The sequence below is a fragment of the Sporolactobacillus inulinus genome, from assembly GCF_006539285.1.
In the GTDB taxonomy this organism is placed as follows: Bacteria; Bacillota; Bacilli; order Bacillales; family Sporolactobacillaceae; genus Sporolactobacillus; species Sporolactobacillus inulinus.
Map to the genome: position 1 here is coordinate 1 of NZ_BJMS01000070.1, position 19576 is coordinate 19576.

Here is a 19576-nt window from a genome sequence, read left to right on the forward strand (position 1 = left end):
AGGCGCCCGTGCACCTCCGCTTTGATTCTTGGCCAAGACATTGGTCTATTGGTTTGAAGACGAGGCAAAATCATAACCTTTTATCTGCAAAAAAAAACAGATGCGGCGGCGCATCTGCTCCATGATCGATATGTTTCGCATTATTTATCCTGAGCTTTCTTCACGAATTTCATATCGACCAGCTTATTGTATTGATAACCATGCGTATAAATACCGGTTTTCTTTACGACATCCATCGGTTTTGCGACGGAAGCTTTGGTTATATAACCATCCTTGCTCCAAAGATTGTCTTTATAAGCACGATCCATGGCTGCTTTCAAGCTCGCGTCCGGGGTGGTTGGAAATTCTTTTTTAAGTACCTTGTACGCCTCTTCTTTATCTTCATTGACCACTTTCAACCCTTTAAGCATCGCGTTGACAAACTTTTGCACGGTTTCAGGGTCCTTTTTGATGGTTGATGCTTTGACACTGACGACCGAATAAGCGTAGTCCCCCAGACTCGGGAATCCGAAGAACGGTTCGTTCCAAGCGCCTTTTTTAATCCCTTCATTGATCTGCGGCTCCCCGCCGTTCGCCATATCTGCTTTACCTTGTGAAACGAGCGATACAACAGCTGCCGCGTCTGCCGGTTCATCCAGTTTGACATCTTTATTCGGGTTCAAACCGACCTTCATCAGCAAATACCGCGTAAGCAGGTTTGGGCTGCCCCCGTAACGTCCGGCAGCGATTGTCTTGCCTTTCATAAAATTGGCAAGATCTTCGTCACTGTTGCCATGCAGTTTCAATTTCTTATTAGCCATTAAGTAAACATTGGCGCGATTGACGACATTGACGACCGACGTGATTGGGTCTTTGCTTTTATAGTTGGCAATCTGATTGGATTCTGGTCCGCCGATCACGCCCCAGGCATCGCCGCTGACCACCGATGTCACATGGGCACCGCCCGTTGCTGTCACCGCCTTAACATTTAGGCCTTCTTCCTTGAAGTAACCTTTATCAATGGCAACATAGAGCGGTAAATAGGCAATTAAATGTACCGGTTCGGCGATAACTAAGTTCTTGGTCTTTTGTTTCGACCCTTGAGATGCGCATCCGCTCAGCACGAGCGCAGCCAGAAGCAGCAGGCTCACAGCCCATTTTAATCGTTTCATTGTATTCATTCCTCCGATTAAGATTTAGGGGTTCTCCCTTTCATCAGCACATGTTCCAACCAAACGGTCCCTAAGTACATGACAATCGACAGAATGGAAAGAACAACAACGCCTACCCAGACGAGGTCAATATCAAGCACTTGGCCGGCATATAGGATCATGCGGCCGATGCCTTGTCTGGAACTGATAAATTCACCGACAATGGTTCCCGCAAGTGCAAGCGAGATGTTGATTTTCAAGATGCTGACAATCCATGGTATCGTTGTCGGCACCACGACTTTCATAAAAACATGGTGGCGTTTTGCGCCAAGTGAAACCAGCATTTTCTCAAGATCTTTATCGACATTTTCGACGCCGCTGTATGCGGCAATGGCTGCGACGATGATCGTCATCAAGAAGGCGAGCACAACCTTAGAATCAAAACCAATTCCGAACATGATGACTAAAACCGGTGCCAGTGCAAGCTTTGGAACCGCATTAAAGGCGATTAAATAAGGTTCGAAGATGCGTGAATAGAGATCCGACCACCAAAAAGTCAGCCCAAGCAGATAACCGGCCGCCGTTCCTAGGATGAAGCCAATGATGGTCGATCCGGAAGTATACGCTAAATCCTGAAGCAGATTCCCATGTACGATTGCTGTCCAGCCGGTACGGACGATCGTGCTCGGGCTGCTCCAATAATAGCTGTCCAGCCATCCGATCCGACTAAAGAGTTCCCAGAAAACGATAAGCAGAGCGCCAAGAATGATCTGACCGACAATCGCTCGCCGGCGCAGTTTCGTCTGCTCGACGGTTGGGTCCTCAATGATTAACGCACTTTTGTCTTTTTCTGCCAACACAATCACCTCCATTCTCTGCAAACTGTTCCCGCATTTAATGCACGTTCATTCCGGTATCCGCTCTTCACGAAGCATTAAAAGCAGCTCCCGCTTCAATTCAAGAAAACGGTCGTTCATCAGTGTTTTCGCATTACGCGGACGTGGCAGGTCGACATCGATCCGCGCTTTGATCTTGCCGGGACGGTGGGTAAAGACATAGATTTCATCCGATAAGTAAATCGCTTCATCAATATCGTGGGTGACAAAAAGAATGGTCTTCTTAAAATCTTGCCAAATCTTAAGCAGCCAGTTCTGCATCTGCATCCGTGTTTGTGCATCGAGCGCGCCGAATGGTTCATCGAGCAGAATCACATCTTTGTCATAAAGGAGCGTACGAATCAGTCCGGCTCGCTGCCGCATCCCACCGGACAATGCATCGGGATGGTCGTATTCAAACCCGCCAAGTCCGTAATGGCGAAGCATCGGCAGTGCCCGCTTACGTGCTTCCTTTTTCGGAACGCCGCGAATCTCCAAACCGATAATGACATTGTCTAAAATCGATCGCCATGGAAGAAGCAAATCCTTTTGCAGCATGTAGCCGACGTGGCCGCTTTCCCGGGTAATATCGTTGCCGTCAAGCAGCACCGTGCCTTGTGATGGTCGAATCAGCCCGGCGACAATATTAAATAAGGTTGACTTGCCGCAACCGCTCGGACCAATGATGCTGATAAAGCGACCGCTTTCGACATGCATGTCGGCTTTTTCAAGCGCACACATCGGTTCACCGTTTTTTTTGTAATATTTGCTGCAGTTCACAATCTTGAGCTCACTCATACATGACCACTTCCTTTCGCGGCTTGCGCAACCTTTTCATAAAAGCAGCGCATCCAAATGAACAGCCACGCGGGTTTCGATCAGCTCCATCGTAGCAGCGATCGAGGCACGCGCTCGCGTTCACTAAATTAGGCTCTAATCATGGTATATGCAGCATATGGGCGCCATGACACTGATTTAAAAAGGAGAAAGGTCATTACTCGGTAAAATGGTCTCGCCAATGCCTTCATTTCGTTACGGACAACGCACCGGAAACATGTTAGGCTTAATGGGATAACAAATTATGGGAGATGATGATCATCGAAACCGAACACGCCCCCATCCTATCCATGGAAAAGCTAACCATGAGTTATAGCGGCACTCCGGTATTAAAAGGGGTCAATCTCGAGGTAGAAAGCGGACAGGTCATTGGCTATATCGGACCAAATGGCGCTGGAAAAAGTACGACCGTGCGCATTTTACTTGGCCTTCAACAAGGCTACGGCGGAACGGCGCGCCTGTTTGGCGAGAATATTAAAACCTCCGGCATCGCCTACAAGAGGCGCATCGGCTATGTGCCGGAAACCGCCGAAGTCTACGATATGCTCACCGCGCGTGAATATCTGGTCTTTACCGGAGGATGCTACGGCCTCGATGCTGTGAAAGCCGAAAAAAAGGGGCAGCAGCTCATGAATCAATTCGGACTCGCTAATGTTTTCGACACCCGGCTCTCCTCCTTTTCGAAAGGCATGCGGCAAAAAGTACTAATCATCGCCAGTCTGCTCCATAATCCCGATCTGCTCTTCTTCGATGAACCGCTTAGTGGTCTTGACGCAAACAGTGTTCTCGTCTTCAAAGAAATACTGGCTAAACTTGCTGAAACCGGAAAAACAGTCTTTTATTCCTCACACATTATGGACGTCGTCGAGAAAATCAGCGATCGAATTGTCCTGCTCTATGACGGACAGATTGCCGCAGACGGGTCCTTTGAAGAACTAAACGCGCAGAATAAAGAAGGAAGTCTTGAAGACCTGTTCAATCAGCTGACCGGATTTCATCAGCACGCGCAAATTGCCGAAGACTTCGTGTCGCTCGTGGAAGAGGTGTGATCGATGAAGGAAAGTCGTTTCTTAAAAATCACGGACTTGATGCGCCCTGTCTTTGAAAAGTTAGGCGTCAATTATGCAGTGATGCGCCATGTGCTTGCCGTTAAGTTGCTGATGGATGCGCGCCGGATGCCGATTGTCCTTGCAAGCGGCAGGCAAAAAAAGAAAAAGGACAGCAATTTGTTTCTCAAATCACTATGGGTTTATGCTCTAGTCGGCTTGTTTGTCGTCCCGTTTATTTTTCTTAGCAGTGATTACTTATTTAAAACCAGTCTGATTTTCGCCATCATCCTGTTTATGGTGATGACCGCAATGATCGCCGACTTCTCGTCAGTGCTGCTCGATACCCGTGACCAAGCCATCCTGTGGACAAAGCCGATCGATGCGCGAACGTTGCATGCCGCGAAAACCGTCCACCTTTGCATCTATCTGATCTTGCTGACCGGGGCGCTCGGTCTGCCAGCGGCAATCGCCGGGTTGATGCGCTTCGGTTTGGGATTCTTTCTTCTTTTTCTCTTGAATTTGATTTTTATTGATCTGATTTCCTTATCTTGCACGACGTTTGTTTATTTACTTGTCCTTAAATTTTTTGACGGTGAACGGCTAAAGGATATCATCAACTACGTGCAAATTTTTCTTTCGCTCGCGGTTGCGGTTGGCTACCAGTTTGTTATACGCGCTTTTGACGTGACAGCCACACATATTACGCTCACCCCGGCCTGGTGGCAGCTGTTTGTTCCGCCGCTTTGGTTGGCCTCAACCATTGAATGGGTGATTGGCGGGCAGCGAACCGCTTTCCTTAGCCTGCTTGCACTACTTGGCCTGCTGATGCCGTTTATCCTTTTTTCCATTTACCAACGATTCAGCAACGCCTTTGAGCAAGCCGTCATCAAATTAACCGTGCAAGCGGGAAAAAGCAGAACGCAATCCGGAAAGCTAAATCACTTACTTGGCAAACTGCTCTGCCGCAATCTGGAAGAAAGAACGTTCTTCCGTTTCTCTTCATTAATGATGAAACAGGACCGTACCTTCAAGTTAAAAGTCTACCCATCACTAGGGATGGCGCTTGTTTTTCCGTTTATCTTTCTCATTAACAATTTTCATGGATCATCCTGGCATCAGATTGGCCAAGGATCGGGATTCTTTTACGCGTATTTCAGTCTGCTCGTGATTCCAACGGCGCTGATGATGCTGCGCTGCTCAAGTACCTTCAAAGGCGCTTGGATCTACGGCGCAGCACCGATTAAACAGCGACATTCTATTTTTTCCGGGGCGCTCAAGGCAACGATCACGCAGCTCTATTTGCCTGCTTATTTCCTTTTGTCCGTCGTTTTCCTGCTTCTTTTCCGATGGACAATCATTCCTGATCTCATCGCTATTTTACTGACTGCATCAATCTTCACCATCATCTGCAGTCATTACTGTCTGGGCGAATCGTTCCCATTCTCCGAACCGTTCGATGCGCAGCCATCAACGGGAAACTTTACGGTTTTATTCCTGTTTCTGATTGCCGGCTTGTTTGCTGCCGCTCACGCGATCGTGCGCGCCGTCCTTCCCGGTTACAGTGTATTCATTTACATTGCATGTCTGCTGGTTGCCCATGTGATCGTTTGGAAAACAGGATTGAGAGGAAAAGATTAAGAGAAGGAACTCCATTCGAAACAAACAAGGCAGCCACATCGTCGAAAAGCGACGGGTGCGACTGCCTTGTTTTAAATGACTCAAACATATATTTGTGAGTATTTGCTTTTATATTTAAAACCAAACCTACAGCAACCATATTGATAATTAAAGAACTTCCCCCATAACTTTGGAATGCACGAAAAGAGTGTAATTGGTCAACTAAAATAATCAAAAATCGCTGCTGGATAAAAACGAATAGTTTTAATGAGGTGGTTGTGTTGCTAGTTTTTCCATACAGTTACACTGCGTCTATCTTTGGGGGGATACTGGGTCAACACTAAATCAAAATTTAGGTGTAGAAGCTTGTATTCAGTTGATGCTGGATCGTCTAGTGACCTACGCATGCGAACATAGGTCATGCTGAATCAGTGTATCAACTGCATAAGTACAAGTATAAAAGCCAAAAAGGAGATCAAGTTCTTTTCGGCTTTTTTAAATGGGATTGTCTACTGTGTCACAAAGTTCATTCAGAAACATCATGTTACACCAATCAGCAACGTGAGAACTATTGACCGATATTTTTTGTATCCTGCTTAAGTGGATCAACCGTATTGCCATTCTTATCCATAATCTGTGTCTTTGGCTGATCTTGTTGAGCTGTTTTGATTACAACAGCACTTCCAATTGCGCCAAGAATCAGCACAGCTAACACGACTAGCCTGACGCTGAAAGTGACATCAATAACTTTCTTCATAGAAGTGCCCTCCCTCTATTAAAAATGTCTATTCCAATCACCGTAAATCATATAACCTCAATTGTAAATAGGATCAGACAGCCAAAGGAACGTGTCACTGTAGATAACGGTGCCATCTGGATTGAAAAATGAATGCAGTTGCGTCACTATCCCCCTATTACTTGCCTGTTAATCCCAGAATTTATTTTTATAACTAACCGACCTGCCAACCCAAAAACATTAGGGTACGTCCATTCCCATAAAGCAGCTCACCCATTTTAATACCCGCTCGGGTCATGTATAATTAAGGAAAATAAAACTTTTGGAAAATACGAATCTCATTAATTGTTTACCCAATCATCAATAAAGGAGAGTCCTATGGAAAACCAACAAATTATCGACACCTATAAAAAATTACTCGCTTTTGCTGATGAAGATGATAGTGATAAAAAAATCATTACTTATTTACGAACGCTTGATACAGATCGGTTACAACAACTGCTCATGCTCTATGACTTCCCTAAATACAGTACTTTTTCTAATATGCAATCAGTATTTGCAGCAGGTACCATTGTTGCATTAGTATTCTCTTTTCCTACTGGAGATGTTTACATGTTAATCGCACTCAAACTTTTATATTCTGTTCTTATTTCAGCAGCAGCACTCTGGGTGATTGGCAAAAAATTTTACGAATCGAGAATTAAAAAAATAGCCGAACTATCAGCTAAATATTTTCAACAGAAAAAAGTACAAACATGTATCACGTTTGTACTTAATGAGAAATACAAAAAGATTAGTTGAACGCATTGACTGCGTTTTGTAAAAAAGCAGCAAGGGAGACTACAGCTGCAGCAGTCGCTGCAAGTGTTGCAAGTGCAGCAGAAGTAAAGTAAAGTAATGCTGCAAGGAGCACCACCCCACCCAAAACCCCAAGACCGATGGCTGCATTGATAAAAAATTTTTTTAAATTATAGAATTCATTCTCAGCGGGCACTCTTGCGCCTTCTGGAACGCTTGGATCATTGTAATCAATCGTGTACGTTATTGAAACGGACAAGACTGTTTGATAGGTCTCCGTCACAGGTATACTGTCCAAACTGGTTGAGATGGTATAGCTTACTGTATTTGCAGGGGTATCATAAGAGACTTTATTCACAATATATCCTGAATTTGTTGCTGAGGCGATACCATCCATCGTTGATTGATATTGCTCTGAGTTTGGTACTTCAACCTTTTGAGTTAAGGCCGTCAACCCTTCAGTAAACGGATTCTGAACTTTACCATTTTTTATAGTCAGAACATGATCAACAGGGTTAGTTGGTTCAAGCGATTCAGAAAATGTGATCGTAACTTTAAGTAACCCGGTGCTAATTTCAAATGGAACATCATACTGAATTTTGGGCGGAAGTTCAAAATTTTCAATAGCAGAGATGTTTTTCTTAATTTTGTTGAAAGCATTAACTCTGGCTGCATCTAATTCATCTTGAGTTGGAGTAGTATTCACAGACTCCTTAACATAGTTGATCCCTTTGTCTCTATCTGAGTACCCATCCATGTCCACTTCTACAAAGCCTAATGTTGCGTTACCAACTGTGATGGTGCGGAATTGATCGTAACTCCAATTGCTAGGCATTTTGAATCCTAGATTTCCACTCCAGCCGGTGGACATATCGGATACAAAACTTTTCACCGCATAGCCAGCTTCTGTTACTCTTGAGCAGACATTTCTTGTCCCGTAAACACCAATTCTGTAATTAGGGTAATTATCACTGGTAAATCGCTTTTTCAATCCTGAAAAATATGGAATAATATTTGACGTTATTTCTCCATCAAGGGCATCAGCATCAACAGCGAAGTAAATAATCGTTCCCTCAGGAAGACCCAATTGAACGGCTGCATTAATTGCTGAAATTGCATCGAATACTCCCTGAGTTTCATTAAAATAATTAATACCTCCATCTTTGGGGAAATCTTCATAGATAGGAAAAGCATTTAGTCCGGCATCAAAAATATAGTTCAGCTCTTGTCTCGTTAATGCTTTTGAAGTAGAGCCGCCAACTGTTCCCGTTAAGTATCTTCCCACATAACTAAATCCGGCTCTTTTAAGCACTTGTGCTGTTGAAGCGGTTAATCGTGTGGCTGTATCGCATGCCAAAGCATCACGGTTTGTATCTCCTGCACTTGATAGAAGTCCCTTAATCGTTGTCATGTTTGCGATCCCGGTTTCAGGTAATACCATAAAACTCTGAAATGATTTTACAGCTGACTTCACTGATTCTGAATAGATACCGTCAAAGGCTCCATTATAGAAATCATTAACGCAAAGCGCATATTGTAGAATTCTCACAAATGCTTTTCGTGAGTCCCCAGGTTGTAACGTCGGGCATTTGCTTGTTGTTGATGGGCCAAATGCACCATTAGCTACTGACGGTGATAAGCCTTCCTCGGCTTGAAGGGCATAAATTAAAGCGGTGTTGGTTTGTCGGCCGTAAAGTCCATCGCAAGGTTGCAGTCCTGTATAGGCTAAATAGTCGTGGTTCAGATTTTGTTGAATCGTTCGAATGCGGCTATTTCCGCCTGGTACGAGAACAAAGGCACTCATATCCAGTAGGGCGTCCATGATCGTACTATCTACTGAAGCCGTATCACTGGAAATGCCGGCATCAGCCTTAAAATTCATAATTGTTTCGGCTGTATCATCATTGAAAATACCGGTCCAAGAACCTGGTCCAATTCCCTTGCACCACAGTGCACCTTGAAGAATATAGATTTGATTACCAACCATACCGGGTTCCAGAGTAGAAAATTTATTTTTTGTCTGATCACCAAAATTATCCGCTGGTTCGGCAATCCCTAATTCAATTTGTAGTGCTCTTGTTAATGCATGGACAGTCGTCCAACCGGTCTTTCCATTTTCCGGAATCGTCTCATAGCCATGCCGTCCGTTATACGTTGTGTTTAACCATTTTTGCGTCAATAATACCATTTCATCCATCAAATCACCCACTTAAGTTTTTTTAATCACTTACACCTCAATGTGTCTCTCAGAAACTTGTTTTGTGACGACGTTTTCCACGAAAGTTTTGCAACGCCTTTATTCGGGCTACTATTCGACTTATCCCCTTGTTGAATTGTTTTATCTTTCTTTAACTGTGATCGTCTTCCATATTGAAAAATGAATGCGGTTGCGGTACGGTGGTAGGAAAAGGAGGGAGCTATGAATGGACAAAATAAAGCTGTTCACACTGGGAACGTTACTTGTTGTGCTTTTATGCCTGATAAGTCTTCTCGTATATAGGCCGTGGTCAAGTAACGCTGAGGTTGCCACCACTAAAAAGGGGCCTCAAGTTTCATCTGCACCTTCCCAAGATAAGAGTAGTAATCTGCCCGGTTCTTATGGCCTTGATGTATTTATGAAAAAAACAAATAACAATCAAACGGTGATTACATCCGGTTTCGACCGATCGCATAATACGGATCCCAAAAATCTAATCGACGATCATTACTTTCAAAACTATCTATCTTTCATGGCAAACGAACCTGATCAGATCATTGATACTACAGTTGCAGGTCTGCTGTATGCTCTGTCTATCCGTCAAGATGAACTGAAACATGCCGATATTTATGCAGACATTTTATACCGTTGGAAAAGCAAAGACCTTTCACAACTTGCATCCGATAAACAAAAAATTCTTGATCTACAAGAATAAATACCGTCGAATCAATTGCCGATCCGACTCAATATTTAATCGTTGAAATTACGCAGAAGAAACTTCTCCATTTCACAAGAAAGATCACTTTGTGAAAAGTATGTATAAAAAAAACGACCCGAGGATCGCCTATAATAAATCACCAAGTATTCAATCCATGTTCAGAGGGCCACTGAGTAGGATCATGATCTATGAACCCAGACTGTAAGTGATAATCTCCATCAGGATACTGCCAGCCAGAAACAAATATTTTTCCGTGAACGTCCCATGACGGTGTATATCCATAATTACCATTAGGAATCAAAATTTTGCAATCTTTTCCAATATATCCAAAATTATTCCCGTTATTATCATAAATATTTACCCCTTCATTAAGACCATATTTTGACCCATCAAGATACCGATATCCTGAACCATGTCTGTGAACATTAAAGTCATACAGTGGACATAATCTCATAATAAATCCTGCTCCATAAGTATAATCCCATGCCTCAGTTTCAAAATGATCTGAGCCAGCATCCCAAGCATAAAAATCAGGATAGTTGTCATTAGGAACAGTATTGTGTAAATCTCGAATACTGAAGCGAACGCCGTTTGAAGTCCATCCTTTCAGCCAGCATATCTGCCCAAAACGCGCTCTAATTTCTGAACCGTCAGTGGCGTGTAGCATACAATCCCATCCGGGCTGTCCTGAATACATAAGATAACAACGCATTTATATCACCTCAATTTATTTAAATTAGCAATGGTGAAATCACCACGCCATCATTATCCGTAAATATCCTTTGCTTCATCGACAATCGAATTTTATCGAAAGTTGATCAAACGATGCGACATGACGATGTAGAATGAAGAATTCGATCAGGGCGTTGTTCCTCTTTTGTTTCAATGATTAGACCTTTTGCTGATGCGCTTTCGACACCAGGCCAAATAAGCATTATCACACCTCCACTCGCGGCAAAGTTTTTTCTCTTTAATTCATGAATACCCCTTACCTTTCGGCATATACTGTTGTCTTACAGTTGAAGGTGTCGGCGTTCACACGACAATGTGACAGATAGGTCTTAAGAATTTATTCCATGTGGAAAGCATGTCAGAAACCAACTTATGGAATCATAAAAATAAAGCTAGTCTGCAAACTAACTTTTGGGAGATTTGAAAGAATAAATTTTTTTACCGGTTCATTTGGTGTGACCGAAGAAATTACAAAATAGTTAACAAAGGGATCATTTGGATAAATAATGCCTTTATCAAGACGACATAAAGCATTGGACAGGAAATCATTGTAATTTCCCTTCCAATACGCCTTACCACCCTCTAAACAATCTCCTTGGTTATTGTGAGTAACCATCAATAAATTCATAGTTATCTTCACAAAAGGTATTTTCCTTGACTAAAAAAACAAGAGCAACCATTTCGTGATCATGATCGTGATTGTCTTCGGTTTCAAAAATTACATTGATTTTGTCATCATCATTCACAAGCATACCTTCAATCGAAAAGTTTACTATTCTGCTAAGATGGTTCCATCAGTGCCCTTATAATTGTTCTTCACCAAAAATATTAAAATGCACACTCCCCCCGTAGCGGGCTTCATTCATGGCGCTCCCCAGATAAATAGGAACATTTGTTCCCTTTTTATTTTATTATAGATAAACTCAGCTCAATTTGCAATGAGCTGAGTTCGCAGAAATATTCATAGCTTTATCCGTTTGATTATACTTTTCGATTCTTTGATTGAAACTGATTTCTTCAAGGCTACTTAATTCGTTTTAATGAATGGTTTGAATCCTGCCTTTTCTGCTTTTTTTACGAGTAGTTCAGCATTTCCCCAGTCTTGGAAGGCACCGATCTGTACCGAGTAAGTGGCATCAGCAGGGGTTTTTGATTTTGTTTCAGTCTTTCTTTTCGCTCCTGCAATGCTTGCCACCCCTTTTGCATAAACATAAGCAAGGTCATCCAGGAACGTATGATCTTTTAAATGCTTTGCATCATTGAGTGTATCAATGAATAAGGTTTCAACGAGCACAGCTCGCATCTTTGTTTCACGAAGAACTGCGTAATCGGCTTTCTTTTTCCCCCGATCCTTAATCTTGTATTTCTTCAACACCGGAAGGATGGCTTGATGCAGCTCTGTCCGAGCGTTGTCTGTAGCACTTCCCGATGATAATTGATTGTAAATGTAATCCTCGTACCCCGTTCCACTACCTGCATTGACATGAATGGAGAGAAAATAATCAGCATTTTCCTTATTCGCCAACTCGGCACGTTTTGACAATGCAACATACGTATCCTTATTTCTTGTCATTTTCACGATAATATTGGAATAGTCTTCTTCTAAATGATTGCGAACTTTTTTCGCGAGAGCCAATGTAATATCCTTTTCTTTGAGTCCATTTGCAACAGCACCGTTATCTTTACCGCCATGCCCTGCATCCAGATAAATAATCATACAATCCCCCCAATTTATACATGGACGCATTAACCACTAGTTGATTGGAATGCTCGAAATGAATCCTTTGCCCGTTGAACGAGTTTACGAACTTTTGCATCGTAGCAATATCCTTCATCCGTCACACGTGCTAAATCATTTCCTCCATACCCTTTACTCAGTGAGTCAATGATTTTCGCATAGCGCGCATTTTTTTTGGCAAACGCCTGAACAAGATTAGTAAATGCATGATTTGATAGATAGGTGTCTTCAGTAGAGGGGTGCTCCGTTATGATAATATCGATCAAGCTTACTGATGAGTCGCCATTAGAATCACTAAGGCTTCGGTCAAGAGAATCCCAGCGCGCTTTGGCATAGGATCGTCCGTCTTTTTCATTTTCGTCCCGTGTCTCGTACTGACGCCATACCGTAGCCTCAGCCATTTTAAAACGATAAGAAACTAATGATTTTAAACGGCCTTTGGTTGGGTCAAAGGATTTAACGGCTTCCCATAATGACAAATTATATGCTGAAATAAAGTCTTCTTTAGGGATTGAAAGATAGAACTGGCTTGCATGACGAACAGCGTTTCCGGCACAACTTCCAATGTATTTTTTTAATCGAATAAATAGCTCTTCGAACAACCGCTCCTTTCTTTCTTGATCACTTGCTTTTACATACAGGTTTGCTAAGTTTTCGACAGTTGACCAAAGTTTACAATTTGATGTGTTCATAATAAGTGACCCAACCTCTCAAGTATGAATTCCGGTTTATCCGATTCATCTTGTTGTGTTGACTCATTTCAATTTTTGTGACACAAATATACTTATTTTTTTAAAAACATGTTTACATTTTTAATGCTATAAAAAAAAGAAAATGCCCCCTTATCTTGGGGCGCTGACTAATGAGTATCGATCATTCTATGGGAAAAGGCTTTTCACCACTGTGAAAAAATCAGCGAATGTGCGACCGGAACTATTCATCCTACTGAATAAAACATATCCTTCTGTTAAATGCTTGTCTACGTTTGATGGAGCAGATTATACCATTACGACGGATTAGCTGCGCCATAGCTCTAACAAAGTTTTATATGCGTTTGACTCTTTAGCATTCAAATCTTTTTCTGCTCGTGTTAAGAGCTCCGCAAATAGTTCAGCACCATCCATTCTTTTAATCGTTGACAAAGCGCGGAATCGATCCACATTAACTTGATCTACTCTGATCGCAAAAGGTCGTTTAGCCACTTGGATATCTCTCCTGTCTAAAAAGCTCATCATAACTCAATTATAGCTTCTTCAAGATAAAAGTAAACATGTTTTCAATAAAACAAAATAAATAAAAGCTGACACAAATCTTAATTTTATTCAACACATTATTTTGAAGCAGGTAAGCCAGGTTCATATATTGTGCCAAAAGAAAGGAGTGACCAAATTATTGACAGATCTTTTAATCACAGAGGCGGCAAAGCAAGGATTGTGGGCCATTCTATACATTACTCTCTATTTCTATACATTACGCGAGGGGCGAAGGCAACAGACGATCTCGGCGACACGTGAAGATCAGCTTCGTGATGAAGCCAGTATGCTTCGCAAAGAATGCCTTGATCGAGAGGCGAAATTGACTAATTTCATTGACAATATGGCAAAACAATTTGAGCGGCTTGCAACTCAATATGAAAGGATTGCTGCTGATGTCCAAGAAATTCGTGTTGATCTTGAACATAAAGTCGATCGAACGGAACTCAAATAATTTAGAAAGAGGGAGCTAATATGTTTCAACTCGTTGTTATCGTAGCGCTTGTTACTGGTTTATGCCAGCTGATAAAGCTGTACGTACCCTCCAAAATCATGCCTGCAATTTCGTTGGCAATCGGCATCGCAGCAGGTTTTACATTTATCTCAGGAACCATTCAAGAACATGTATTTAATGGACTTGCCATTGGACTTGCAGCTAGTGGTCTTTTTGATATATCAAAAATGCCTACTAAAAAGTGACCGCCTCGAATGAATTTCCGCTTTACGTCTTGATCAACTTTAGAAGAAACGACCTTTGTTATAGGTCACAAAACGTAAGACACACACCACATATACCGTCGTGAGTGGTGCACAACATCGCAAATAAAATATTTTATATAGGAGGTATGTCCTTATGGCATACGTTAATACAGACGCTACTTATTATTCACCAAATGCAACCTCAGTTGATGTAACTGCAAGTTGCACACCTTATAATCCAGCTAACCATGCAAAAGCAATGGTCATGTTGATTCACAAAACAAGTGGTTCAGCAATCGTTGCCGACACTGTTGTCCAAACCAACACGAAAGCTACATTAACAGATTCACTCGGAATTTTACCAAGTGATCCAAGAGGAACCTACTATGTTCTCATCGTTTGGTACAATTTCGACAATGATCCAGTATTAACGGCTCAATCAAAGGATATTTTTTTAACTAAATAACCAATGGCGTCCCTTCCTAGGGGCGCCTTCTATTTGTTGGGTAATTGCCACTATGGTAGTGTATATAATGGATTTACTTTTTTAGGGAGGCTTGTATCCATGAAGAGGATTTTCTCTATTGTCTCAATCATTAGCATGGTATTATTTGGACTGACTGTGAGCTCAGCCAATGGTGAAGGGCGGACCCGAACAAGTGTAACAACTCCAGATGGAAAGCTGCTTCTTCCTGCTTCAGAAAGCCACGACAATCTGCCGCAACGGACCGGGAAAGAGCATGCATACAAGGATGCTTGGTATTCCTTCTCACTCACGTTGGATTACCCTCACTATAAGAATCAAGTGGCATATAAGGACAAGTCTGCGGCAAAGCAAACATTGCGCCGAGCAAAGACGTATCTGGACGAAGTGACCGTTAAAGGTCATGACTTTTCGGCTGCGAGCGACTTGCAACGCGATCCATCTTGGGAAAAATTTGGCGAAAATCTCGCAAAATTACAGAATCGGGATTTTGGAGAATCTGAGATTTTAAATGATCTAAACAATGCCGGTGCTTTGTTTCTTCAAGTTCAACGTTATGATGATGAACCATCCCTCCGTTACCTTTACGAGATCATCTCTGATCTAAGTCGTAAGCTAAACGGTGGTTCAAAGTTCTATGGTATCACTCGTACTTATGGCAATAAATCTGAAGCCATCCACAGCTACCTGGAATCAAAACTAGACTAAATTTTAGGCGTGTTCAAATTGAGTGAAAAGATCGCATCACTCTTTCTCCACCTTAGAATTTTTTGGTATGGCTTTGACTTTCATTTGATTTACTTCATACGATAGACATTAGAAATGAGCATGATTATTGTGCATTAAATAAAAACGCGACGATTGTCATCCCTTTTGAACATCGATTTTATCTGGGAGAAAGGAGTATCAGTTTGTTGGTAATGGGTAGCCTAAATTAGCGCTAAAACCTGTAGACATGTCACTGACAAAACTTGTAGCTGCCCAACCTCTCTCAGATACCTGTGTACATACATTTCTTGGCCCATAAACACCTATTTTATAGTAACTATCAAGGTAGTTGATTTGCTGATTAATTCCTTGAAAATAAGGAAGAACATTACTCGTTATTTCATTACCCAAAGCATCATAATCAACATCAAAATATATCGTAGTACCACTTTTAAAACCATGATTTTTTGCCGCAGTGTAAGCATCTTGTGCGTCTATTTTCCCTTGGTTTCGATTGAAATATCCCGACCCATCACCAACTGTTTGATAAATTGGGAAGACCATTAATCCTTCATTAAAAATAACGTCTAACTCATTGGGCTTGATTTTTTTATCCTTTCCTTCAACAACATTTACAAGATAGCGTCCCACCGTCCTATATCCAGCATCTTTTAATGCCTGCGCTTTAGAGGAGGTAATTTCTGTGACACAGTCACAAGCCGTTCCCATGCGATTAGGGTCTCCCTTGCTTTGAAGAAGAGATAGCCAAGTTTGTTTTCCGGCAATTCCATCAGCAGTTAATGCAACAAATTCCTGAAATTCAATAACAGTGTTTTTAACCCCATTCCCGTAGACTCCATCAAAGACTCCCGGATCATAACCATTAACGTACAATGCATTGTAAAAGTTTAACGAATACTCCATTATTTCCAATTGATAAAGTTGGTGGGTCCCTTTATAAAATCAAAGACGGTTTAAATTATTGCCGCAAGGTAATGGATATTGGGGTGTTGATTGAATCTCTAAAACACAACATCTTAAAAATTATTTTACAATACAAATATTGAAACACAAAGACAATTAATCTATTATGTGAACAAGGGGAGGGAGATCGAGTGAAGGTAATGCGGGCAGTTACATTAGGATCATTGATAGTGATAGTTGCCAGTGCGGGATTTGTTTTTGCAAATAATCTGCTTGTCATGCATCCAAAAAAAGTCTATGGACACACGCAAAAAAGACAGAATCATCAAAAATCATCTGTTGAACAATTGAAATCGACTTCAAATGAATCTCTGTCGATGACCCCATCAGATATGGGATTGACTCCAGAACAATATGCGGAAAAATATCCTTCAAAAGATCTCTCGAGTGAAGAAAGTAAAAAGGGACTTGATGTAATACAGAATCCGAATCCCTTCGGTGACGAATACAAAAATCGTGGAATTGTCGACGACAGCGATATTCAGCGGTACATACTACGAATGGTCCGCGACAAGAATGAAATATCCTACAAACGTATTGATTGGTTGCTGTCAGCTATAATGCTTGATAAAATGGATCTGAAACATAAAAATGTTTACAACAAAGTGTTGAAACGATGGAAGGCAAATGATTTTTCTCAACTTCAGATAGATCAAAGGACAATCGAAAATCTGCAAATATATTGAAAGACAGCCGCTCATTCAGCGTCTGTCTCCTTTTCTCATATTTACTCGTTTTTGTGATATTATGCCCTATTTTCACTGGCTATTTTCAATACTGGAAACTTTTTAACCCATAGTGTTCATCGTGCCAAAAAACGAAGAAACGGGGAATTCCTAACGATCATGTTGTTCTTCTATACAGCGAAATTCATTCTAGCATCTCCATATGTCTTCGTACTATTTAAATGAATTCCGGCCATTTTTGTCGATGTCCAAGGTTTCGTCCAACGAATCCATGTTATACGTTCTCTCCAGTGTGTTCACAAAAGACTGCCACGAAATGATCAGCCGTAAATTTTGATGAACTGATCAATTCGCATCTTCATTTACCCTATTTAGATTTAAACCACATTTGGATGTTCCAAATTTAGAGGCAATGCCAGTTTCATTTCATGTCGACTTACGAACCCATGTCGAAATTTTTCTGCACGCAAATGGACGAATCAGATGCCGTCCATTTGCAGAAACATGTCATTTTGTGTTGATTTTATAATCGTTCGGACGATAATCAAAATCGGGATCTAATAAATAATACTTTCCACCGCCAACATCGTGAAAATGACCACTTGTGTCCCACCAGCCGCTAAAACTCTTGTGCGCTGTTCCATCATATGCGGTATTTTTAAAATTGTTGAGTTCACTCGGCGTGTATCCGTAACCGTATTTGATTTCTACAATAGAACCGGCTGGGATAATGCCTTTATAGGAATAAGCGATGTCATAAATATAATAATACTTGCAGTCGTGACGCAACGTATATTTTGAACCGATTCCGTCCCTTGACGCCCAACTATCTCCATAGACTGAACGGTTCATTGCGCTAAGTCTATACAGACCCCAACTATCATTGTCATTCATATATCCACCATATCTACCTTGTGAATCCGGATACCATACAGTACCACTTCCACCGTTTTCTGATACTTTCCACACTTTATTAGTGTTGTCAAAATGCTTGAATGACGCACTATCATACACAGGGTTTACAATACCTGTCATATAATAATACTTTCCACTACTCGCATTACCAGGATCATCACCATTATGCGAAACATAAACCCACATCATAATCGTCTCCTTGTTTTTTAGAATGAACACGACTTACGTCGTTTGTATTCCCCGATGTTTAGACAATCGACACAATGACGCATCATCTGTTCCATGTGAACCAGCATGGATAAAAGCTGATTTATCGATGAATTAAACTTTGCCCCTATGTTATTTCCTCCTTGTGTTTTTTCGGTTACGATAAGATGTGTTGATTTCATATAGAATTCTGTGACTTGTTATTTACTTTTTTTAAATCACACATGCTTTACATTCACCAAGATTATTAACCAAGTAAAGTTTTCTAGTTGGTAAAGTTCACCTATTTTTAGCAGAATCGGATGTAAATCAGCAGTATTGTTGAAACTGTAATTCTTCCTATTCCCTTTTTGGTGCGTTTGCTGGCTATTTTAGCAATACGAATGCTTTATTGGCTGCAGAAGTGCCTAAGAAGAAAAGTGGTTATGCCTTAGGTACTTCTAGCTACGGGTTTTATAACAGGCTCACTGCTTGGTCCCTTATTAGGAGGAGTAATCGGCTCACTGCTTGGCTACAGATTAACTTTTTTTGCTCACCAGCTTTTTATTAATTGTCGTCTTCTTTACCAATCTTTTCGGTGTTTACGAAACGAACCATCGCCCATGGAGAAAGAGCTCATCGCAGCAGCGGGTGAGATTTAACGATTTGCAGAAGAAGAAAATCATTGTGAATTTGTACTTGATCACCCTGCTCATTCAAATCGGAAACAATTCGATCAGTCCAATACAGCCCTTGTATGTGGCACAATTAATGAACAATACCGGAAATGTGAATTTAATGAATGGAGTGGCAAATTCAGTGCCTGGAGTTGCTTGCTTAGTGATGTCTTCCTATTTTGGCAAACTAGGGGATCGTATAGGTACGGAGAGAATCCTTAAAATGTGCTTGTTAGCGACTATTTGTTTCTTGTTGCCAATGGCTTATGTCACGAACATTTGGCAATTATTAATTCTGCAACTGCTTATTGGGCTCTCCGATGCGGCATTAATGCCTGCAGTTAGTATCCTGCTTGCCAAAAATACACCAATCTCAATGTCCAGCAGTATTTTTGGAAATAACCAATCCTTTCAATCTGCGGGAATCGTCATCGGTCCATTTCTCGGCTCCTTTATTGCTAATTTATTCGGGTATCGGGGAGTGTTCCTCGTGGCGGTTCTAATATTCTGTGTACTCGTGGTTATTAGCAAAACCTTAAGATATCAGGAAGCATAAT

Annotated in this window: 22 protein-coding genes; 10 read left to right on the forward strand and 12 right to left on the reverse strand. The window is 41.5% G+C overall.

All coding sequences use genetic code 11. From position 1 onward, the window contains the following. Nucleotides 1-140: 140 nt before the first annotated feature. The 3 genes from SIN01_RS10160 to SIN01_RS10170 are packed head-to-tail and all read right to left on the reverse strand — an operon-like array spanning nucleotide 141 to nucleotide 2803. The gene (locus SIN01_RS10160; protein WP_029548281.1) at nucleotides 141-1160 is read right to left on the reverse strand and encodes an ABC transporter substrate-binding protein; all 1020 of its coding nucleotides are present in this window, start codon (nucleotides 1158-1160) and stop codon (nucleotides 141-143) included. An 8-nt stretch (nucleotides 1161-1168) separates the two neighbouring features. Then, nucleotides 1169-1987: an ABC transporter permease gene (locus SIN01_RS10165; protein ID WP_010026896.1), complete on the reverse strand. Its 819-nt coding sequence runs from the start codon at nucleotides 1985-1987 to the stop codon at nucleotides 1169-1171. Nucleotides 1988-2035: 48 nt separating this feature from the next. After that, nucleotides 2036-2803, reverse strand: a complete 768-nt coding sequence (locus SIN01_RS10170) for an ABC transporter ATP-binding protein (protein WP_010026895.1) — start codon at nucleotides 2801-2803, stop codon at nucleotides 2036-2038. 290 nt (nucleotides 2804-3093) lie between these two features. Between SIN01_RS10170 and SIN01_RS10175 the strand changes: the two genes are divergently transcribed. Together SIN01_RS10175 and SIN01_RS10180 are read left to right on the forward strand one after the other, a co-directional pair. Next, a complete protein-coding gene (locus tag SIN01_RS10175) occupies nucleotides 3094-3891 on the forward strand; it encodes an ABC transporter ATP-binding protein (protein WP_172969029.1) in 798 nt (265 codons plus the stop codon). A gap of 3 nt (nucleotides 3892-3894) precedes the next feature. Then, nucleotides 3895-5529, forward strand: coding sequence for a hypothetical protein (locus SIN01_RS10180; protein ID WP_010025236.1), 1635 nt, complete (start codon nucleotides 3895-3897; stop codon nucleotides 5527-5529). 547 nt (nucleotides 5530-6076) lie between these two features. Here the strand turns inward: SIN01_RS10180 and SIN01_RS10185 are convergent. Continuing rightward, entirely contained in the window at nucleotides 6077-6265 is a 189-nt protein-coding gene (locus SIN01_RS10185) for a hypothetical protein (protein ID WP_010025235.1), read from the reverse strand. Nucleotides 6266-6622: 357 nt separating this feature from the next. Here SIN01_RS10185 and SIN01_RS10190 point away from each other — a divergent pair, with 357 nt between their 5' ends. Further along, nucleotides 6623-7045 carry a hypothetical protein gene (locus SIN01_RS10190; RefSeq protein ID WP_010025234.1) on the forward strand — a complete coding sequence of 141 codons (423 nt, stop codon included), beginning with the start codon at nucleotides 6623-6625 and terminating at the stop codon, nucleotides 7043-7045. Here SIN01_RS10190 and SIN01_RS10195 read toward each other — a convergent pair. Then, a complete protein-coding gene (locus SIN01_RS10195; RefSeq protein ID WP_010025232.1) occupies nucleotides 7038-9239 on the reverse strand; it encodes a glycoside hydrolase domain-containing protein in 2202 nt (733 codons plus the stop codon). The two genes, SIN01_RS10190 and SIN01_RS10195, sit on opposite strands and share 8 nt — an antisense overlap. A gap of 226 nt (nucleotides 9240-9465) precedes the next feature. Between SIN01_RS10195 and SIN01_RS10200 the strand changes: the two genes are divergently transcribed. Continuing rightward, nucleotides 9466-9954 (forward strand): hypothetical protein, encoded by a 489-nt coding sequence (locus SIN01_RS10200; protein ID WP_010025229.1) that lies wholly within the window; start codon nucleotides 9466-9468, stop codon nucleotides 9952-9954. A gap of 139 nt (nucleotides 9955-10093) precedes the next feature. On the opposite strand, the gene SIN01_RS10205 is transcribed toward SIN01_RS10200, so the two are convergent. The 5 genes from SIN01_RS10205 to SIN01_RS10220 all read right to left on the reverse strand — a co-directional run bounded on the left by SIN01_RS10205 (nucleotide 10094) and on the right by SIN01_RS10220 (nucleotide 13629). Beyond that, complete coding sequence (locus SIN01_RS10205; RefSeq protein WP_010025228.1) at nucleotides 10094-10669, reverse strand: hypothetical protein; 576 nt, start codon at nucleotides 10667-10669, stop codon at nucleotides 10094-10096. 619 nt (nucleotides 10670-11288) lie between these two features. Next, complete coding sequence (locus SIN01_RS15055; protein WP_156994768.1) at nucleotides 11289-11435, reverse strand: hypothetical protein; 147 nt, start codon at nucleotides 11433-11435, stop codon at nucleotides 11289-11291. A 281-nt stretch (nucleotides 11436-11716) separates the two neighbouring features. After that, nucleotides 11717-12406: an N-acetylmuramoyl-L-alanine amidase gene (locus tag SIN01_RS10210; protein WP_010025227.1), complete on the reverse strand. Its 690-nt coding sequence runs from the start codon at nucleotides 12404-12406 to the stop codon at nucleotides 11717-11719. 29 nt (nucleotides 12407-12435) lie between these two features. Continuing rightward, entirely contained in the window at nucleotides 12436-13119 is a 684-nt protein-coding gene (bacL2, locus tag SIN01_RS10215) for a BacL2 family protein (protein WP_010025226.1), read from the reverse strand. Between the two features lie 324 nt (nucleotides 13120-13443). Further along, nucleotides 13444-13629 (reverse strand): hypothetical protein, encoded by a 186-nt coding sequence (locus tag SIN01_RS10220; RefSeq protein WP_010025225.1) that lies wholly within the window; start codon nucleotides 13627-13629, stop codon nucleotides 13444-13446. Nucleotides 13630-13819: 190 nt separating this feature from the next. On the opposite strand from SIN01_RS10220, the gene SIN01_RS10225 reads away from it, so the two are divergent. The 4 genes from SIN01_RS10225 to SIN01_RS10240 all read left to right on the forward strand — a co-directional run bounded on the left by SIN01_RS10225 (nucleotide 13820) and on the right by SIN01_RS10240 (nucleotide 15571). Continuing rightward, complete coding sequence (locus tag SIN01_RS10225) at nucleotides 13820-14134, forward strand: BhlA/UviB family holin-like peptide (RefSeq protein ID WP_010025337.1); 315 nt, start codon at nucleotides 13820-13822, stop codon at nucleotides 14132-14134. Between the two features lie 20 nt (nucleotides 14135-14154). Continuing rightward, the gene (locus SIN01_RS10230; protein ID WP_010025339.1) at nucleotides 14155-14379 is read left to right on the forward strand and encodes a hypothetical protein; all 225 of its coding nucleotides are present in this window, start codon (nucleotides 14155-14157) and stop codon (nucleotides 14377-14379) included. Between the two features lie 154 nt (nucleotides 14380-14533). Next, a complete protein-coding gene (locus tag SIN01_RS10235; protein WP_010025341.1) occupies nucleotides 14534-14845 on the forward strand; it encodes a hypothetical protein in 312 nt (103 codons plus the stop codon). 99 nt (nucleotides 14846-14944) lie between these two features. After that, nucleotides 14945-15571: a hypothetical protein gene (locus SIN01_RS10240; protein WP_010025343.1), complete on the forward strand. Its 627-nt coding sequence runs from the start codon at nucleotides 14945-14947 to the stop codon at nucleotides 15569-15571. A 198-nt stretch (nucleotides 15572-15769) separates the two neighbouring features. On the opposite strand, the gene SIN01_RS10245 is transcribed toward SIN01_RS10240, so the two are convergent. Continuing rightward, nucleotides 15770-16495, reverse strand: coding sequence for a glycoside hydrolase domain-containing protein (locus tag SIN01_RS10245; protein ID WP_010025344.1), 726 nt, complete (start codon nucleotides 16493-16495; stop codon nucleotides 15770-15772). A gap of 200 nt (nucleotides 16496-16695) precedes the next feature. On the opposite strand from SIN01_RS10245, the gene SIN01_RS10250 reads away from it, so the two are divergent. Beyond that, nucleotides 16696-17241: a DUF6241 domain-containing protein gene (locus SIN01_RS10250; protein ID WP_237760178.1), complete on the forward strand. Its 546-nt coding sequence runs from the start codon at nucleotides 16696-16698 to the stop codon at nucleotides 17239-17241. A 507-nt stretch (nucleotides 17242-17748) separates the two neighbouring features. On the opposite strand, the gene SIN01_RS10255 is transcribed toward SIN01_RS10250, so the two are convergent. Continuing rightward, entirely contained in the window at nucleotides 17749-18345 is a 597-nt protein-coding gene (locus SIN01_RS10255) for a hypothetical protein (protein ID WP_141306052.1), read from the reverse strand. A 546-nt stretch (nucleotides 18346-18891) separates the two neighbouring features. On the opposite strand from SIN01_RS10255, the gene SIN01_RS10260 reads away from it, so the two are divergent. After that, nucleotides 18892-19575: an MFS transporter gene (locus tag SIN01_RS10260; RefSeq protein WP_084688983.1), complete on the forward strand. Its 684-nt coding sequence runs from the start codon at nucleotides 18892-18894 to the stop codon at nucleotides 19573-19575. Nucleotide 19576: the final 1 nt, after the last annotated feature.

What these genes read in the sequence shown, in the direction of transcription:
- SIN01_RS10160 (WP_029548281.1), bottom strand. Translation starts at nt 1,160, where the DNA reads ATGAATACAATGAAACGATTAAAATGGGCTGTGAGCCTGCTGCTTCTG.
- SIN01_RS10170 (WP_010026895.1), bottom strand. Translation starts at nt 2,803, where the DNA reads ATGAGTGAGCTCAAGATTGTGAACTGCAGCAAATATTACAAAAAAAAC.
- SIN01_RS10175 (WP_172969029.1), top strand. Translation starts at nt 3,094, where the DNA reads ATGATGATCATCGAAACCGAACACGCCCCCATCCTATCCATGGAAAAG.
- SIN01_RS10180 (WP_010025236.1), top strand. Translation starts at nt 3,895, where the DNA reads ATGAAGGAAAGTCGTTTCTTAAAAATCACGGACTTGATGCGCCCTGTC.
- SIN01_RS10185 (WP_010025235.1), bottom strand. Translation starts at nt 6,265, where the DNA reads ATGAAGAAAGTTATTGATGTCACTTTCAGCGTCAGGCTAGTCGTGTTA.
- SIN01_RS10190 (WP_010025234.1), top strand. Translation starts at nt 6,623, where the DNA reads ATGGAAAACCAACAAATTATCGACACCTATAAAAAATTACTCGCTTTT.
- SIN01_RS10195 (WP_010025232.1), bottom strand. Translation starts at nt 9,239, where the DNA reads ATGGATGAAATGGTATTATTGACGCAAAAATGGTTAAACACAACGTAT.
- SIN01_RS10200 (WP_010025229.1), top strand. Translation starts at nt 9,466, where the DNA reads ATGGACAAAATAAAGCTGTTCACACTGGGAACGTTACTTGTTGTGCTT.
- SIN01_RS10205 (WP_010025228.1), bottom strand. Translation starts at nt 10,669, where the DNA reads ATGCGTTGTTATCTTATGTATTCAGGACAGCCCGGATGGGATTGTATG.
- SIN01_RS10210 (WP_010025227.1), bottom strand. Translation starts at nt 12,406, where the DNA reads ATGATTATTTATCTGGATGCAGGGCATGGCGGTAAAGATAACGGTGCT.
- bacL2 (WP_010025226.1), bottom strand. Translation starts at nt 13,119, where the DNA reads ATGAACACATCAAATTGTAAACTTTGGTCAACTGTCGAAAACTTAGCA.
- SIN01_RS10230 (WP_010025339.1), top strand. Translation starts at nt 14,155, where the DNA reads ATGTTTCAACTCGTTGTTATCGTAGCGCTTGTTACTGGTTTATGCCAG.
- SIN01_RS10235 (WP_010025341.1), top strand. Translation starts at nt 14,534, where the DNA reads ATGGCATACGTTAATACAGACGCTACTTATTATTCACCAAATGCAACC.
- SIN01_RS10240 (WP_010025343.1), top strand. Translation starts at nt 14,945, where the DNA reads ATGAAGAGGATTTTCTCTATTGTCTCAATCATTAGCATGGTATTATTT.
- SIN01_RS10245 (WP_010025344.1), bottom strand. Translation starts at nt 16,495, where the DNA reads ATGGAGTATTCGTTAAACTTTTACAATGCATTGTACGTTAATGGTTAT.
- SIN01_RS10250 (WP_237760178.1), top strand. Translation starts at nt 16,696, where the DNA reads ATGCGGGCAGTTACATTAGGATCATTGATAGTGATAGTTGCCAGTGCG.
- SIN01_RS10255 (WP_141306052.1), bottom strand. Translation starts at nt 18,345, where the DNA reads ATGATGTGGGTTTATGTTTCGCATAATGGTGATGATCCTGGTAATGCG.